General features: G+C 40.0%; 23 protein-coding genes and 2 pseudogenes. 1 reads left to right on the top strand and 24 read right to left on the bottom strand.

Annotated features, from left to right (window positions below; genetic code table 11):
- Positions 1-99: 99 nt before the first annotated feature.
- The 6 genes from ARADI_RS11215 to ARADI_RS18455 all read right to left on the bottom strand — a co-directional run bounded on the left by ARADI_RS11215 (position 100) and on the right by ARADI_RS18455 (position 3705).
- The gene (locus tag ARADI_RS11215; protein ID WP_147392407.1) at positions 100-621 is read right to left on the bottom strand and encodes a hypothetical protein; all 522 of its coding nucleotides are present in this window, start codon (positions 619-621) and stop codon (positions 100-102) included.
- Between the two features lie 661 nt (positions 622-1282).
- Complete coding sequence (locus tag ARADI_RS19900; protein ID WP_255420696.1) at positions 1283-1804, bottom strand: ClpB D2-like domain containing protein; 522 nt, start codon at positions 1802-1804, stop codon at positions 1283-1285.
- The gene (locus ARADI_RS19895) at positions 1804-2037 is read right to left on the bottom strand and encodes an AAA family ATPase (protein ID WP_255420706.1); all 234 of its coding nucleotides are present in this window, start codon (positions 2035-2037) and stop codon (positions 1804-1806) included. The genes ARADI_RS19900 and ARADI_RS19895 overlap by 1 nt, the downstream gene beginning before the upstream one ends.
- 24 nt (positions 2038-2061) lie before the next feature.
- Positions 2062-2412, bottom strand: coding sequence for a hypothetical protein (locus ARADI_RS18465; protein WP_238149409.1), 351 nt, complete (start codon positions 2410-2412; stop codon positions 2062-2064).
- Between the two features lie 6 nt (positions 2413-2418).
- Entirely contained in the window at positions 2419-2760 is a 342-nt protein-coding gene (locus ARADI_RS18460) for a hypothetical protein (RefSeq protein ID WP_238149408.1), read from the bottom strand.
- Positions 2761-2775: 15 nt separating this feature from the next.
- A complete protein-coding gene (locus ARADI_RS18455) occupies positions 2776-3705 on the bottom strand; it encodes an AAA family ATPase (protein WP_238149407.1) in 930 nt (309 codons plus the stop codon).
- Positions 3706-3881: 176 nt separating this feature from the next.
- On the opposite strand from ARADI_RS18455, the gene ARADI_RS11205 reads away from it, so the two are divergent.
- Positions 3882-4049, top strand: a complete 168-nt coding sequence (locus tag ARADI_RS11205; RefSeq protein ID WP_182853217.1) for a hypothetical protein — start codon at positions 3882-3884, stop codon at positions 4047-4049.
- A 283-nt stretch (positions 4050-4332) separates the two neighbouring features.
- Here ARADI_RS11205 and ARADI_RS11200 read toward each other — a convergent pair whose 3' ends face one another.
- The 18 genes and pseudogenes from ARADI_RS11200 to ARADI_RS18435 all read right to left on the bottom strand — a co-directional run bounded on the left by ARADI_RS11200 (position 4333) and on the right by ARADI_RS18435 (position 13942).
- Complete coding sequence (locus tag ARADI_RS11200; protein ID WP_119712101.1) at positions 4333-4695, bottom strand: hypothetical protein; 363 nt, start codon at positions 4693-4695, stop codon at positions 4333-4335.
- A gap of 79 nt (positions 4696-4774) precedes the next feature.
- Positions 4775-4924 (bottom strand): hypothetical protein, encoded by a 150-nt coding sequence (locus ARADI_RS11195; RefSeq protein ID WP_182853216.1) that lies wholly within the window; start codon positions 4922-4924, stop codon positions 4775-4777.
- 135 nt (positions 4925-5059) lie between these two features.
- The gene (locus ARADI_RS11190; RefSeq protein ID WP_119712100.1) at positions 5060-5605 is read right to left on the bottom strand and encodes a hypothetical protein; all 546 of its coding nucleotides are present in this window, start codon (positions 5603-5605) and stop codon (positions 5060-5062) included.
- Positions 5606-5629: 24 nt separating this feature from the next.
- The gene (locus ARADI_RS11185; protein ID WP_119712099.1) at positions 5630-5965 is read right to left on the bottom strand and encodes a hypothetical protein; all 336 of its coding nucleotides are present in this window, start codon (positions 5963-5965) and stop codon (positions 5630-5632) included.
- Between the two features lie 194 nt (positions 5966-6159).
- Positions 6160-6927, bottom strand: coding sequence for a type VI secretion protein IcmF/TssM N-terminal domain-containing protein (locus tag ARADI_RS11180; RefSeq protein ID WP_119712098.1), 768 nt, complete (start codon positions 6925-6927; stop codon positions 6160-6162).
- Between the two features lie 350 nt (positions 6928-7277).
- On the bottom strand, positions 7278-7544 hold the full coding sequence (locus ARADI_RS11175) for a hypothetical protein (protein WP_119712097.1): 267 nt from the start codon (positions 7542-7544) through the stop codon (positions 7278-7280).
- 129 nt (positions 7545-7673) lie between these two features.
- The gene (locus ARADI_RS11170; RefSeq protein WP_182853215.1) at positions 7674-7895 is read right to left on the bottom strand and encodes a DotU family type IV/VI secretion system protein; all 222 of its coding nucleotides are present in this window, start codon (positions 7893-7895) and stop codon (positions 7674-7676) included.
- 47 nt (positions 7896-7942) lie between these two features.
- Positions 7943-8488, bottom strand: a complete 546-nt coding sequence (tssK, locus tag ARADI_RS11165; protein WP_119712095.1) for a type VI secretion system baseplate subunit TssK — start codon at positions 8486-8488, stop codon at positions 7943-7945.
- A gap of 155 nt (positions 8489-8643) precedes the next feature.
- On the bottom strand, positions 8644-9198 hold the full coding sequence (tssK, locus tag ARADI_RS11160) for a type VI secretion system baseplate subunit TssK (protein WP_119712094.1): 555 nt from the start codon (positions 9196-9198) through the stop codon (positions 8644-8646).
- A 75-nt stretch (positions 9199-9273) separates the two neighbouring features.
- Entirely contained in the window at positions 9274-9921 is a 648-nt protein-coding gene (locus tag ARADI_RS11155) for a type VI secretion lipoprotein TssJ (protein WP_119712093.1), read from the bottom strand.
- Positions 9922-9939: 18 nt separating this feature from the next.
- Positions 9940-10845: pseudogene (gene tssA, locus ARADI_RS11150) on the bottom strand (type VI secretion system protein TssA); the annotation flags it as partial.
- A gap of 15 nt (positions 10846-10860) precedes the next feature.
- Positions 10861-11085, bottom strand: a complete 225-nt coding sequence (locus ARADI_RS11145; RefSeq protein WP_182853240.1) for a hypothetical protein — start codon at positions 11083-11085, stop codon at positions 10861-10863.
- Positions 11031-11332: pseudogene (locus ARADI_RS11140) on the bottom strand (PAAR domain-containing protein). Before ARADI_RS11140 ends, ARADI_RS11145 begins: the two are co-directional and overlap by 55 nt.
- A gap of 12 nt (positions 11333-11344) precedes the next feature.
- Positions 11345-11521: a hypothetical protein gene (locus ARADI_RS18450; RefSeq protein WP_238149405.1), complete on the bottom strand. Its 177-nt coding sequence runs from the start codon at positions 11519-11521 to the stop codon at positions 11345-11347.
- Positions 11509-11928 (bottom strand): DUF6931 family protein, encoded by a 420-nt coding sequence (locus ARADI_RS11135; protein ID WP_238149404.1) that lies wholly within the window; start codon positions 11926-11928, stop codon positions 11509-11511. Before ARADI_RS11135 ends, ARADI_RS18450 begins: the two co-directional genes overlap by 13 nt.
- A gap of 31 nt (positions 11929-11959) precedes the next feature.
- Positions 11960-12733, bottom strand: coding sequence for a phage baseplate assembly protein V (locus ARADI_RS18445; protein ID WP_238149403.1), 774 nt, complete (start codon positions 12731-12733; stop codon positions 11960-11962).
- Positions 12673-13035: a hypothetical protein gene (locus ARADI_RS18440; protein ID WP_238149402.1), complete on the bottom strand. Its 363-nt coding sequence runs from the start codon at positions 13033-13035 to the stop codon at positions 12673-12675. The genes ARADI_RS18445 and ARADI_RS18440 overlap by 61 nt, the downstream gene beginning before the upstream one ends.
- Entirely contained in the window at positions 13019-13942 is a 924-nt protein-coding gene (locus ARADI_RS18435; protein ID WP_238149401.1) for a type VI secretion system Vgr family protein, read from the bottom strand. The genes ARADI_RS18440 and ARADI_RS18435 overlap by 17 nt, the downstream gene beginning before the upstream one ends.
- Between the last annotated feature and the right edge of the window lie 221 nt (positions 13943-14163).

Below are 14163 nucleotides of genomic sequence, written 5' to 3'. Positions count from 1 at the left end.
ACAACAAACCTTCCATTTCTTTGCCTTTATCTCTTTGTCACAAAATCAAAGCAAGATGAGCTTCATTAAATCCACCTTTACCATCTGACAGCCGAATTTTTAATACTTTAGGTTACCACAAGCTGATATTTTTAGGTGGTCAACCGCTTTTCTATCATCAAAATGGATCCAAGCGACGAATAACACCCATGAGGCTGGCATAGGATAACATTTACGCCATGTTTTCAAGTTATACCAGGTAATAAGTTCATCTTCTTTGCTTAATAAAAAACGCACTTTATAACGAAATAACACATGATATAAACTGCGCAAAAAACCAGCCAAAAATAAAGCAGGAAACGCTAACAAAACACTACACCATTGCGCTAAATCTATTATTGATTGACGCCTTATTTCATCGCCCTCATAAAAAATTGGCATATTCAGTAACGGTAGTAAGACAAAACCTATCGAACACAGCGATAAAAAAGCATTGAATAGTAATAAATTACAACTGAGAGAAAGCAAAATAGTAACACTGACACTGACTAACAATAATCCGGTAATCAGAGGCGATGAGATAATAGCAGTCACCGGATAATACATAAAACCTGTTATTATTACGACCGAAAATAGAGCCATTAGCCAAAATTTTGGTATATAGGTTAATTGAGGGCTACGACAAAAGCTATATATTACCAACAAACTTAACGGCAAATAATTTAATATATATAACGACTCTTGCAAATGGATCATATAAATCAAAAGACAGATTAGATAAATAAAATATTATATTCGTAATAAAACACCCTATACTGTCAATAACAACATTTATCAGGGCAAAATAGAGTATATGCCACGCATTACGTGGCATATAAGCGACACCATAGAAATATTGCCAAATAAATGTGCCGCAACCGCCAAATACAGGCTATCTGTCGTGGCAAAAATTAAAGAAACTGATCCGAACAATCAGATAATTGACTCGCGCAAAGCACCACCAAAAATCCCGTTACCAACCATAATGGCCAATAACGAGGTGGTGAGATACATAAAACACCGACTAAAATACCGGCAGGAAACCAAATTAATGGATAAAGGCTACCTATATTATATATTACGATTCTGTAAACTTAATAAGGCTAATCCCAGGTCAACAAAAATTAACTAATACAGCGATATTTCCAACGTCTTCATTATATTATTCTAATTATACTGCCTATTTTTCTTAGAAAGTACACAAACCAACAAATAATACCAATAAATTATTTATCCTCGGTTAGTTATATTTATTATTAGCTTTTTAGTCTGATGATATAGAGTTGAAACAAACCTTATTATCTTGCACATCCAGATAAATATTGGATCTATCGGCCATATCTCTAGACAAAAGGCTATCCGATAATAATGGTAATACCTGCTGCAATAGTAAATTATCAACTTCCCTGGCACCACTTTCGGCTATCAAACAATGAACGGCAAGGTATTCCAACAATCTATCAGAGTAAGTCAATCGCAACTGAGTTGCTTTCTCAAATCTTATAACAATTTTGGCCAATTTATGACGGATAATTATTTGTAAAATTTCACCTTCTACCGGTAAATAAGGGATCACTTGTAAACGTCCAAAAAACGCGGTAGGGAAAAAACGTTGCAACTCAGGATGTAAAAATTGTTGGATGTCATCCAGTTCTGCAGCTCGTACGGTATCCCCTTCTTTTACTCCTTGCCGAATCGCTCGCATGATTAATTCAGAAACCACATTTGAAGTTAAAATAATCAAGCTATTGCGGAAATCTATTCGTTGCCCTTCCGCATTTTCCATTATACCTTTGTCAAAAACTTGAAAAAATAGCTCCAGCACACATCCGGGTGTGCTTTCTCAACTTCATCCAATAAAATCACACTATAAGGGCGTCTTCGTACAGATTCAGTAAATACTCCACCCTGCCCATAACCGACATAACCTGGTGGTGCCCCCTTTAAACCTGCAACCGAATGCGCTTCTTGATATTCCGACATATTAACGGTAATCATACTTCGTTCACCACCATACATTTCATGCACTAATGCGATTGCAGTTTACGTCTTACCAACACCTGAAGGTCCCACTAACATAAAAACACCGCAAGGTTTCTGTGGATCCGCCAGTTGCGTTTTAGCAATTCTTATTTGACGGACAATTTGCGCTAAAGCATGATCTTGCCCCATCATTCTGCAAGCTAAACGTTGCTCAAGATTAATCAGTACATCTCGCTCATTTTCCACCATCCGGCCCAATGGAATACCTGTCCAACCAGAAACAATATCCGCCACACAGGCTGCATCGACACAATCAAATACATAAGCATGTTGTTGATGCCGTGCATGTAATTCACTTCGTAATGGAGTAATTGCTGTCTCATTATCACCCGCTACATTGATTGCCTGCACCAGACGTTATTGCTCGTGATATTCGGGTAATAGTAAATTTAGCAAAGTTTGTAATTGTTCAATTTGGCGACTGACATTTTCATGCTCAGAATTACCTTCCTGCAATAATGATTGACGCTCCACATTTCGCTGCGCCAACATTGCCCGCAGATCTTCTATCGGTCCAGGCTCACCACATTGAGAAATAGCGACCCGAGCGCAAGCACTATCCAGCAAGGTAATTGACTTATCCGGTAATTGGCGGCCAGTAATATACCGAGTAGCTAACTGGACTGCTTCAGTAACTGCGCCATCTAAAATCCGTACGCCATGATGTTGTTCCATCATAGGCACCATAGCACGCAGCATGGCGATGGCAACTTCCTAGCTAGGCTCATCTACTTTAATCAACTGGAAACGATGAGCCAGTGCCGCATTTTTTTCAAAATATTTTTTGTACTCTGCTTGTGTTGTCGCTGCGATTGTACGGAGCTCTCCTCTCGCTAACGCCGGCTTTAATAAATTTGCCGCATCATTTTGCCCTGCTTGACCGCCTGCGCCAATCAAGGTATGCGCTTCATCAATAAATAAAATAATGGGTAACGGATAATTTTTTACTTCATCTAATAATTGTTGTAAACGATTTTCAAATTCACCTTTTACACCGGCTCCGGCCTGTAATAAACCAAGATCTAGCGTAAATAGTTCTACTTTAGCTAACGCAGCCGGAATATTCCCAGCCACAATACGTTGTGCCAATCCCTCAACTAATGCGGTTTTTCCAACCCCAGCTTCTCCTGTTAGCAATGGATTGTTTTGCCGACGACGCAACAATATATCAATTAATTGGCGGATCTCTTTTTCTCGTCCAAGTACCGAATCCAATTTATTTTCACGCGCTGCCTGTGTAAAATAATGCGCATATTTCATCAAGGCAGACGCTTGGCCTTGGAGCTTAGAGGCAGCAACTGATTTCTGTTGCATCATTATTTCAACAGCTTTATCTAATAGTTCACCATTAATTTGCAGCGCCTGTTGTAGATATAGTGGTAATCCCTGATGCAATTTATGTTCTACCAGCAAAGCAGTCAATAATAATAAAGGTGATAGTTTATCCATCTGCCAGCGTATAGTGGCGTACATCCAGGTGCTTTCTAACCAGTCCGTCAACATGAGAGAAAATACTGGCGACCGATAACAGCCGCCACGCAATTGAGCTAAAGAAGCTTGGCAAACTTCTAATAATTTCAATGCATCACCATTAGCGTGATAACAGAGCTGCTCTACTAAATAGGTTTGCTTTTCTAATAACATTAGCAGTAAATGCTCATTTTCTATCTCATGATGCCGTATGGCTAACTGCTAAGCTGGCGGCACTATCCAAACACTCACGTGCCTGCAGCGAAAGGTTATTAATAATCTGTTTTAAATTACTGCTCACGAATTATTCCTTTTTTCATACCACAAAGTAGTAATTTCTAATGGTAACGATGACAAAGAGCCCTTTACCGGTATCGCTGGCGTATTTAAATTCAGTAATTGTTGATCTAACTGTTGCAGTTGTTGTTGCTTATCCCTTTGTTGTTTCTGCTGCTGTTACCAATGCTGATAAAGTGACAACGCCTCTGGCGCGCCATCTAGAAAATAACGTACCGTAATACGTTTAATGCCTAATGCGGTTAACACGCTATATTGTGCGGCAAAATTTTTAGTATTAAAGATCAATTCTCCTTAAGATAGTGCTCGAATTACCCGGACCATATTTTCTTTCCCACTATAAATTTGCGTTAACCGAAAACCGGGAAAATCTATATCAATTTTTATGCACTGGCGCCATTGCGGATGCCAACGCATAGTGGCGCTATCATTAAAATTGATACTGTTGATTTACTGAATTTGTTGCTGACAATCTAAGCTAATGCGACTGCCGATAGGTAAAAATTACGACTGCCGATTGGCACTTGCCGGCTGGCTAGTGAAGGTTAACATTCCCCATTGACTCTGCTTAGGATCTATTTCTCCCCCCTGCCGCGTATACAATAATTCACGTTTTTCCTGTAATCGCCTACGAATATCTGCACTGGCTGGTGCCAAATCATTAGGTCGCACAATCTGACGAATAAAATGCAAAAATGCATCATTAACAGGAAAATAGATACCTGCCAGAGAACGGCGTGAGATCCTTTCTCCATTGATATTTAATGCATAATTAGCATGTTCTTTGATAAAACGTTTACTATAATCAGACAAACGTACCATCTGTTCTGTTACACTCAATAACTGATGATCATTGGCATTACTCATCGGCCAAATAACCTGGCTGTCCCATTGCTATTGTAATTTCTCAGCCGCACTAAAAAAAGCAAATCGCACTAACAAACGTTTAATCACCCTGCCATAAATGCCGTAAAAGTGGTTCACGTTGCGCCATGTTTTTAACCTGCAATGGTTGCCGCCATAAATCAAATTGATTAACCAATAACCGTAAATTGTCGTTTTGCTGATCATGCTCTTCGCCAAGAGAAATTTTCACTAACTGTTCCGCTTCATTATCCCCTCATAAAACATATTGGACGGTTTTTTGTAGCATCTGCCACCAGGCTTGATAACGGAATAGAGCGTGTTGATCAACACGAATAGAAATTGGTGGTAAACGTCCAAATTTAGTTTAAATAAATCGACGCCAAACACTTTCTTGCATCGACAATTGCTGTAAAAAATTGCTCTCTGGTAAGTAGTTATATAATTGCCACAAAGACAACTGATCGCTTAGCCAAGGTTGTTGTTCTGATTGTGGGATAGATGTACTTTCTATTGCCAGGCGATTAAAAAAGAGCAGATAGGGACTGGCGTTTTGCGCCATATCCAATATTAATTGTTGCCAATTACTTTTACCCCGGGTGTAACTTTCTGCTTGTGGCAACCTTAACCAAGCGGATTGATATTGTTGATGATAGTTGTTAATAAACTGATTTCGTCGCTGGAAAAAAAAGTCGGCATCATTAATGGCTAAGGTTATTTCATCCAATAATGCATGTAATGCCTTTTCCCCGTTTTGAGTATAAATCGCCTTAACGTTGACGGATAATTTTTGTTCATCACCCCACCCTAGCGGCCAAAAATCAGCCAGGGTAACTTTATCATCATCATTAACAATATTATAATCCAGTAACCATGACCAATGGTTGTCTTTTTCTAATAACTGTTGTAACACTAACTGCCACTGAGATAATGTTTACTACACTTGACCGGTACGATATTGCGCTAAATGTATCACAATATACTCGTCTTGTGATATAGCTGACGTCACCCCAAAAAGCTCAGTTGCAGACCAAGCGGGAAGCTGGCGCAATTGCGCTAAGCTGGCACCTTGACTCATAGCCTGATCACTATTAATGAAACGGACCAAATTGAGAATAAGATGGTGCTTTTGTTGATTATTACTCATAACGAAACGGATCGTCAGATTATTAATAACTTGGTCAGGATAGTAGTTATTATCCGCTAACAAATATAAATATTGTTGCGCAAGATGTTGACGCAACAGATAACGCAGCGGTGAAAACAAATCCATCCTACGATCCTGCCACACCTCTGCCTTCTGATAACAATCATAACAACATGCAAGGCACTTTTTAAAGGATCACAAGCTAACTTAAGCATATCTTCATAAGCGACCCATAATGAGGGACCAACGCCAAATAATAAGATAAAAATGAATAAACTATACCAAACGCGACGCCGCCAAAAACATGCGCTAAAAAGAGACTATTTTTGTATTTTCTCAGCAGGTAATATTTTTTCTAACAGCTGCTGACTAAATAAACTTTTTGAGCCAGATTGATTATCGTTATCTTCTGTCGCAGTAAAAAATAAACCGCATAATAAACTATGCTGTTGGTAATGATCAGGTTCAAACAGAGCCAGAAAATATTCTTCCAACGCCGGCGGCGGCTGCCTTATCTGCTCGGGCAAGATCAGTAACTCCGCCGGTGGCGTCTTACGATAATCATTTAAATGACGCAAACCTGTGATCTTTAAAGTCTGAATAACTGAATGTAACGTACGATCTAACGCACCAATACAATTACCATCTAACCCTCGGTCAACCATTCCACCTAGCATCTGCTGCCGCTGCTGTTCCGACAATTGACGACTCCATATTTGGAGTCCAGGTAAGCACTCACTATGAGTAACTACCACCCATACTGATAAACGATAATTAAGAGGTTGCTGCAAAAGTGCTGTCTGAAAAAACACTTTACTGTTAGCATGCAATAATAAATCCATGGGTAGACAAAGTACGATACCGGCAGGTGGTCGCACCTTAGTAAACCAAGCGGTTAAACATTGCCAAGCCTGGCGATATAACGGTTGATCGGTTGAAAAATAACTGGACATAACCAGATACATCGCGCCGCGGAAAAACCACCAGCGACAACTAAATTGTCGTTCATTCACCGAACGACTTTGCATGCCTGCGAGTGATGGAATTTGACTATCAGCTAACAACCCTAGTTGATCGCCACCTTGCATACCTAATACAACATACCAGGGTGGAGCATACTGCCGCCAGGTTAATCGCCAGCGTTTTTATATGCCGGCACCTCGCTTCCAGTGACGCCATAACTGGCGCTCCAACCGATTTCGGCCGTAGTGCTTTTTCATCAACAACTGTTTTATCCATCTTTGTGTTTTAGATATGACTAACCATCTGACATATATTATTAGCAGCCCACATAAACAACCTAAAAATAACCATAGTGCCGTTAATGTTGGCCATGACCAACAAGGCAACCATCGCAAAACACAAGCATAAGAGACCTATTATCAGCAATAATATACCGACGACGCAAAAAATTTTTTCATTCCTACTCTCTTATTTTTTAAGTAGCAAGATTAAAAAGGCTGACCGAAGCGAGCAAATACAAAGCTAATATTATGCCGATAGCAAGACACTGTTCCCACCCTTTGCTCATAATAGGTTGAGCATGACTGTCTGTATGACTAAACATTGCCGGCATTAAACTCAAATTTTTATTGGTCATAAAATCGCGAAGATGATCGGGCAAATTATTAATCTCCTGATCAATAAGATGATTTAACGCCATTTCACCATCGGTAGCATAACAGCCGCGAAAACCACACAGCAAACATAAACCAGCCTGGCTTGAAAACGATCGATTGCCATTAACTTTAAACGCTCAAAAAAGATTAACGCGCATAATCTAGAGTCATAACTAAGCTATTGTAGCGATGAAAGACGCCATTGTTTGAGCTATTCAGATCCAGCATTCAAATATCACCTCATCAACCCAAACCAATACGGCAAAATGTGCATCATCAATATCTTGTTTGTCATAACCATGCATCAGTGCATTGTCTTGTGCCTTCACTAACATTGTTTTTACCGTTTCTCGTAATGTATCGCTATATTGTTCAGCTTGTTGCACAATCAACAGTACCCGGTGAAAAACCGGCATATAAAAATCAACTAAGTACATCAGTAACTCCTGGCAAAAATTAAATCTATCTGTAAATCTTCCGGTGCTTATGGCCAATGCAGTATGATACTGCCGTTGTTTTTTATTTCTTCCCATGCATGGCTATGCTCTTCTACCTTGAAATAACGGCTATTGATTTTTTGTGGTAAGCCCTGCGGTGGGTTAATTTGATAATGAAAACGTACTCCAGCTAAAGAGCGAGTGATAATGATATCAATCTGGCTTTTTGCCGCCATTTTTATTAATCTATCATCAGGTACTGCATATTCCTGCTCGATAAATCGTTCTGAACGCATGACTAAATAAATAGCGACATATTTTTGTTGTGGCTCCAATAACCAATCCGCAGAAAAATAGCCTTCACTCTGTTTAGCAAATGAGATAATGCTATCCTGCCTAATCATTAAATTATCCAGTAATGCCATGATATTACGTTCACATAACTTCAAATTTACCGCAATATCATGATGATCATAGCCAGCGGCTACGGTATCATCCCATTGGCATATGCCATTAAATGAGCAGAGATCAGTAAAACAAGTGAGTTCAGCAATCAACTCTCTTAATAAGCCGATTATTTGCCATAGATGGATGTCTTACGCTTATTTATAATGCTGCAACCTAATCACATAACGCGCCAATGTACATATTGTTAACAGTAAAATATCTTTTCTCTCGAAAAGCTTACTGGTTTTCATCATTTATGGTCGTTTAAATTTCTCAAATTGATGAAGTCGTACGGTTAGTTCTAAACATAAATTATTAATTCGCTGCCATAGCCAGGGAACCACTTAATTGCGCTATTTCGTCTTGCAAAAAAAAAGCGTACGTTATATAACATCTGCTGTATCTGAACTTCAGTACCATTGCCATAAAGATCTTTGACTGGTCGCTCCGTAGGCGAACTGACCCAGCGCGTTGTCTGTTCAGTGATCTCACTCGCTTTTGCTACATAAGTAACATTATTTTGATTATAACTGATCTGTCTTAAGCCAATATAAACCAGTACTGGTTTTTCTCTTACTAGCCAGCAATGTCGTAATGAATGAGGAGCAACAATAGCCTTGACATTACAATCAGCATAAATACCATTTGGCACAATAAACTGCCCTTCATAAATACGTAATTCTTCATCCTGTAATGCCGCTTGATGAAAAGTGATATTTATTACTCCCCAAGCCCAAGGTTGGGTCAATAATTGATAACGGGCACGCCAATATTCATCATGTAGTTGCTGTGTTTGTAAATGCTGCGGTTGTAAATACAAGCTGCTAAACCAATATATGGGTTTATAATCAAGCATAATTTTCCCCTAAAATATCGCTGACAACATCTCGACATCTCATCGTTGCACTTTATTTTGCACAATTTAAATTGGTTATCTGGTGGTAGATTTACTCACTTTTCCCGTTGTCGATTGGGAGGGAAAAACGACATCATCACTCGGCCGTCTAACCGATTTATTACTGCGAACAATAGACGCCTCATCTAGCGTAATTTCGATATTGATGGGAATAAAATTGGTCTGCCAACACTTATTCCACCAGTCCTGTGAGGTTAATTCGAGAGGAATAGAAAAAATCCGCGCATGCCTTTCATTCGGTAGCGGGTAATAACCCGCAATCAATGCCACATAACGTGTCTGCTCTATGTGATCTAGATATAATGTAACGCGTTGACCAGGCATCATGACATAACTATCCAATTTAAGTATATTTTCACTACCGCACGCACGAGCAAAAAGATTGCGTAACAGCGTAGGGTTATTTAATAAACCATCTAATTGGTCACGCCTTTCGGCTTGAATAATAAGTACCGTACAACTATTGGGCACTTGATTAAACGCATTCAATTGCAGATCTGCTATCAGATCAATATTAATCGCATCGCTAGCAAAGGTGGCTGACGCTTGCTCGATCGCTGATTGACGTTGTTGATCGGTAGAATAAGAAGAATTACAACCGGTAACATTTCCCATTAGAACCAGCATGACTATCAAACGAATGCAAATTTTGGTTCGATTCATGTCATCATCCCACTTATATTAATTTTCTGATCCTTTAATCACTCTCATTATTTCCCGTAGCGTCGAATCATTATCAACTAACATTTCCGCTAACCATTGTGCTGTTTCCATATTTGCCCAACTAGCCGCTTGCTCCAATAGATAAGGAACGGGACTGGTCGGTTCATTACAACGGAAATATTGGGCAATGGTTAACAGCCGCTCTATCGCCTGTTTTCTATTTTCAAGGTGTGAACAGGGCCGATTGAGTGACGGGCTATTCAATTGCTCATCCCTGTCTGTGTTAACCTGTTCATGCAGCTGTTCTTCCACTATCACTTGTGGCAGCCGATCTTGATAAAACCGGGACAATAAGCTTTGCACTTCCTCTATCTGCCGTAAGCTATCACTTATAACAATGACATTTTCACCGCAAAAATTTTTCAACTTCACCTGTAATGTCAGCAGAGAAGTTTGTAACGTCTGAATTTGCTCTAGTAAATGATTGAAATGTGATGATGACGTGTAACGAATACTTTCATCACAATCAGCGATACCAAAATAGCCATCATCTTGGAGCGGTTTTCTAAGTTCAGCATTAGCGGCAACACTATGCTCATAATGTTGTACTCGAGCCCATTGCCTGACATTCAACTTACCGTCATTTGTTAATGGCCAATCTTCCAATATATGGCTTAATTTATTATCTAACCAATTTAATTGCGCTAATCGGATATCCGCCCCGTAATCGCCTTCATCTTCATCTAATTTAGGCCACAGTGTCGGCCAAAATGTTTCACATAAACGGGTAATTAATGCGACACCAACCGCCATACCTGCTAAACTATGCAATTTAGCTTGTGCCTGAGTTAACCAGCAGGCTATCTGTAAATCTTTGCTATACTTTTCCAATATCTCAGCACAAAGTAGCGAAACTTGACGCCAATCGGTCTGTCGAACTTAACAAGACCACATATCCTCAAGCTGTAAGTCATCATCGCTTTGCCGAGCTTGATTTATCTGCTCAAATATTGGCTGGTATTCAATGTTTTCTCCGGCTGGTAAATCATCAGAATGCTTCAACATTAAGCGATCAAAGTCAAGTACTGTCAGCTCCATGTTTCTCTCCATCAAGCAATAATAACCAATGGGTAACCGGTGGTAATAACGCCACCATGAGCACACAAATCGCCTAATCGAGCAGCTGGGCGGCCACCAATTAATACTATTGGATACCCATCACCACCGTATCTGGTGGTCCAACACAGACCAACATAGACCCCATTGTGGCGGCAGGTAAACCACCGATTAAGGCCGTCGGTACCCCCGGCGGGATGATAGGGCCACCAACATGCGGGATCGGCGGTACAGCGGGTGAAACTATTGGGCAAACATACAAATCACCAGTGCGTGCAACAGGCATCATTGGCATCGATTATTCTCCTTATATAGCCGTTTCCTGATACAAGTAACTTTTCCGACCGACATCAGTATCAAGAGTCAATTGGATCAAATATCGTTGGGCTAGGGTAAAAAATTGCTCGACATATTTATCTTGCAATACTGGATTGTCGCTATAAAAATGTAAAATCAGACACAAAACACTGGCTAACGCTTGCATCGCCTGCCACGGAGAAGCAGCAACTGCTTCCAAGTCAGACGCAATGACAATCCCTTCGCTAAGAAAAATGGAAATACCAGCCCGGCAATCGGATTATCAAATCCAATCGCCTCTGCTTGTTCAAACAGTTGATGACGGAGTTGATCGCCGCCGCGTGAGCGCCAATCCTTGGCATGTTGTAATAATACTCTATATTCTTGCACCAACTCACGTTCATAAACGTGGCCAATAAATGCCAAAGCCAAATCGAGCGCCTGACGATATGGCAGCATAAACACGGTATAAAACACCATATCCGTCCATTCAGCATCATGACGTAAAGCCTGTAAATTTTTATTATGAAGAGCAAGTGGCTGCAATATTTGCTCCGCAACAAACGATAATTGACAGTGTTTTAGCTTTACCATGATGGCTCCTAAGATTAACCAACCCGTGCTATTAACCAATTTTGGTCAATAACCTTTTTAACATCGCAATGGTTGAGGCACTAATCTGTACCACCAGACCGCTGAGTTTTGTCATACCACTACTTTTCAGCGTTAATATTCCTGTCCCTTCCACCGTGGTGCTAGCGGCTGTCATTTTTAGCATTCCGTCACTTTTCACATTGATTACCGGCCCCTTAACAGTGATACCAGCAGGCGTGATTGACAATGAGCTGTTTCCCACTCGCAACTCAATCTTCTGTTTCGCGGTAATAGTGCAAACTTGTCCCGCCGAGATATCGATTTTGCCACCTTTGACATTCAAGCCGTAATTGCCACTATTGAGCAACATGACAAAGTTTCCTTTATTGAGCATATCGGTTTTATTACCTTTAGTTAACGTTAAGCTATTATTGCCTTTATCAATTAAAACATCCTGTTTCCCTTTAATCTCCCATCGCACATCCCGCTCGATAACCGCTGATAAATCGTCATTCGCCTGCCATTGCAAATCTTTTTGCGAATTGATTAAAATAAATTCTTCACCTTTTTTATCCTCAAAACATAATTGATGTCCCTGATTAACATTGCCTTTACGACTACTTCTTATTGTTAGCCCGCTTTGGGTTTTTTGTTCAGGTAATGAAAAAGGTGGTGGCATTTTGGCGCCATTCATCACTGTACCCACTACAATCGCATAATCAGGATCGCCATCCACAAAACTGACTAATACTTCACTACCAACACGAGGTAGAAATTGCGTACCAAAGCGAACACCATTACCCAATTGACTAACGTGGATCCAACATGAACTGTTATCATTTTTTTATGCTCTTTATCCCAATGAAATTGGAGCTTTATTCTGCCCATTTCATCGACATGGATCTCTTCCCGCGATGAGCCTACAACCTGAGTAGATAACACACCAGTAATACTAGGTCGTTTTACTGTCAGAGAAGGGCGCCAGGTTTTATCTGCCGGCAATAGAATGACTTGCGATGAAAATAGTTGTTCATTACTATCCAGATTACTTTCTGCCGCTAACTGTTGTTCGCTAACGGCATAGTTACCATTAACGGCAGGGATCACCTTGCAGAGTAAATCTCTGGCCAACCTGCAATGCCGGATAACTATTTATCGCTTCCAAATAACCCGTCTGCGACTCCAACTGCTCATTATATAAAGCGACACGAGCGTTTAATTGCTGCTGTTGTTCAAGTCCAGCAAAATCATAGATAAAGAGCTGATTATTGACAGCGTAATCACCACGGGCCTTAGCACTCGCAAACACCGATACGGCATTTTTGATATTATAACTACTCATTTCTACACTAGCCTGGATCACCTTACGGCTAGCACGCCAAGCGCGCAATCCCATCAATTGAGGTTGACCACTTAATGTTTGATATGGCAATGTTGATAAAGGCGCGCGCGAAAATGAGCTAGGATGATCTGCTAACACTAATAGATGCTTATCTTTTTCATAGCTGAAATAATAAAAGATACCGACCGAGGCTAATTGACGCATAATAAAATCAAAATCCGACTCGCGGTATTGCATACAAAATTCACGTTTTGGATAGGAATAACTCAAATTTAAACGGACATCACTAAAACCACGTTTTCTTAATATATCGCACACCATATCCGGTACATTAATGTCCTGATAAACGCGTGAATTGAGCGTACTCATTAGCAAAACTAACCAAGGCTCTAGCTGCGCTTTATAACAATAAAGCGTTTCACTGTAACCACTCTGCTGTAGTTTAGTTATAACGCCATGGATAAAACGGCTTTCCCGCCCATCACCAATCCTTAATCCATGCGAATGACCGACATAACTTTGCAAATCAGCAAATTTTTTGTCTGAATAAAGCTCCAGCGTGAATAAATAGGGACAAGACAAATACTCTGCTCCTTCAATTTTACTTAAGGCAACACTATTACCCATCGCGCCGAACAACTGTAAATATCGATTGTTTTGAGTTAATAACATAATATTCTGTTTTAATTAATTGGTGTTATATAAAGTCTTGGCGCTGCTGATAAAGTCCCATTTCACAGACAATCATGTTTTCATAAATAAAATTAACCATCTAATATTATGCCCGTTCCCTTATAACCCATTAATAATACTAAAGAAAAAGTTAATACACCGCCCGTGAATAAGCATACCCGCTGATTCAATTGACGATAAGCATCATTATTCGATAAAAA

The sequence above is a fragment of the Arsenophonus endosymbiont of Aleurodicus floccissimus genome, assembly GCF_900343025.1.
Taxonomy (GTDB): Bacteria; Pseudomonadota; Gammaproteobacteria; order Enterobacterales; family Enterobacteriaceae; genus Arsenophonus.
Note: the sequence above shows the minus strand (reverse complement) of the source record. Positions and strands in the feature narration are given on the sequence as shown.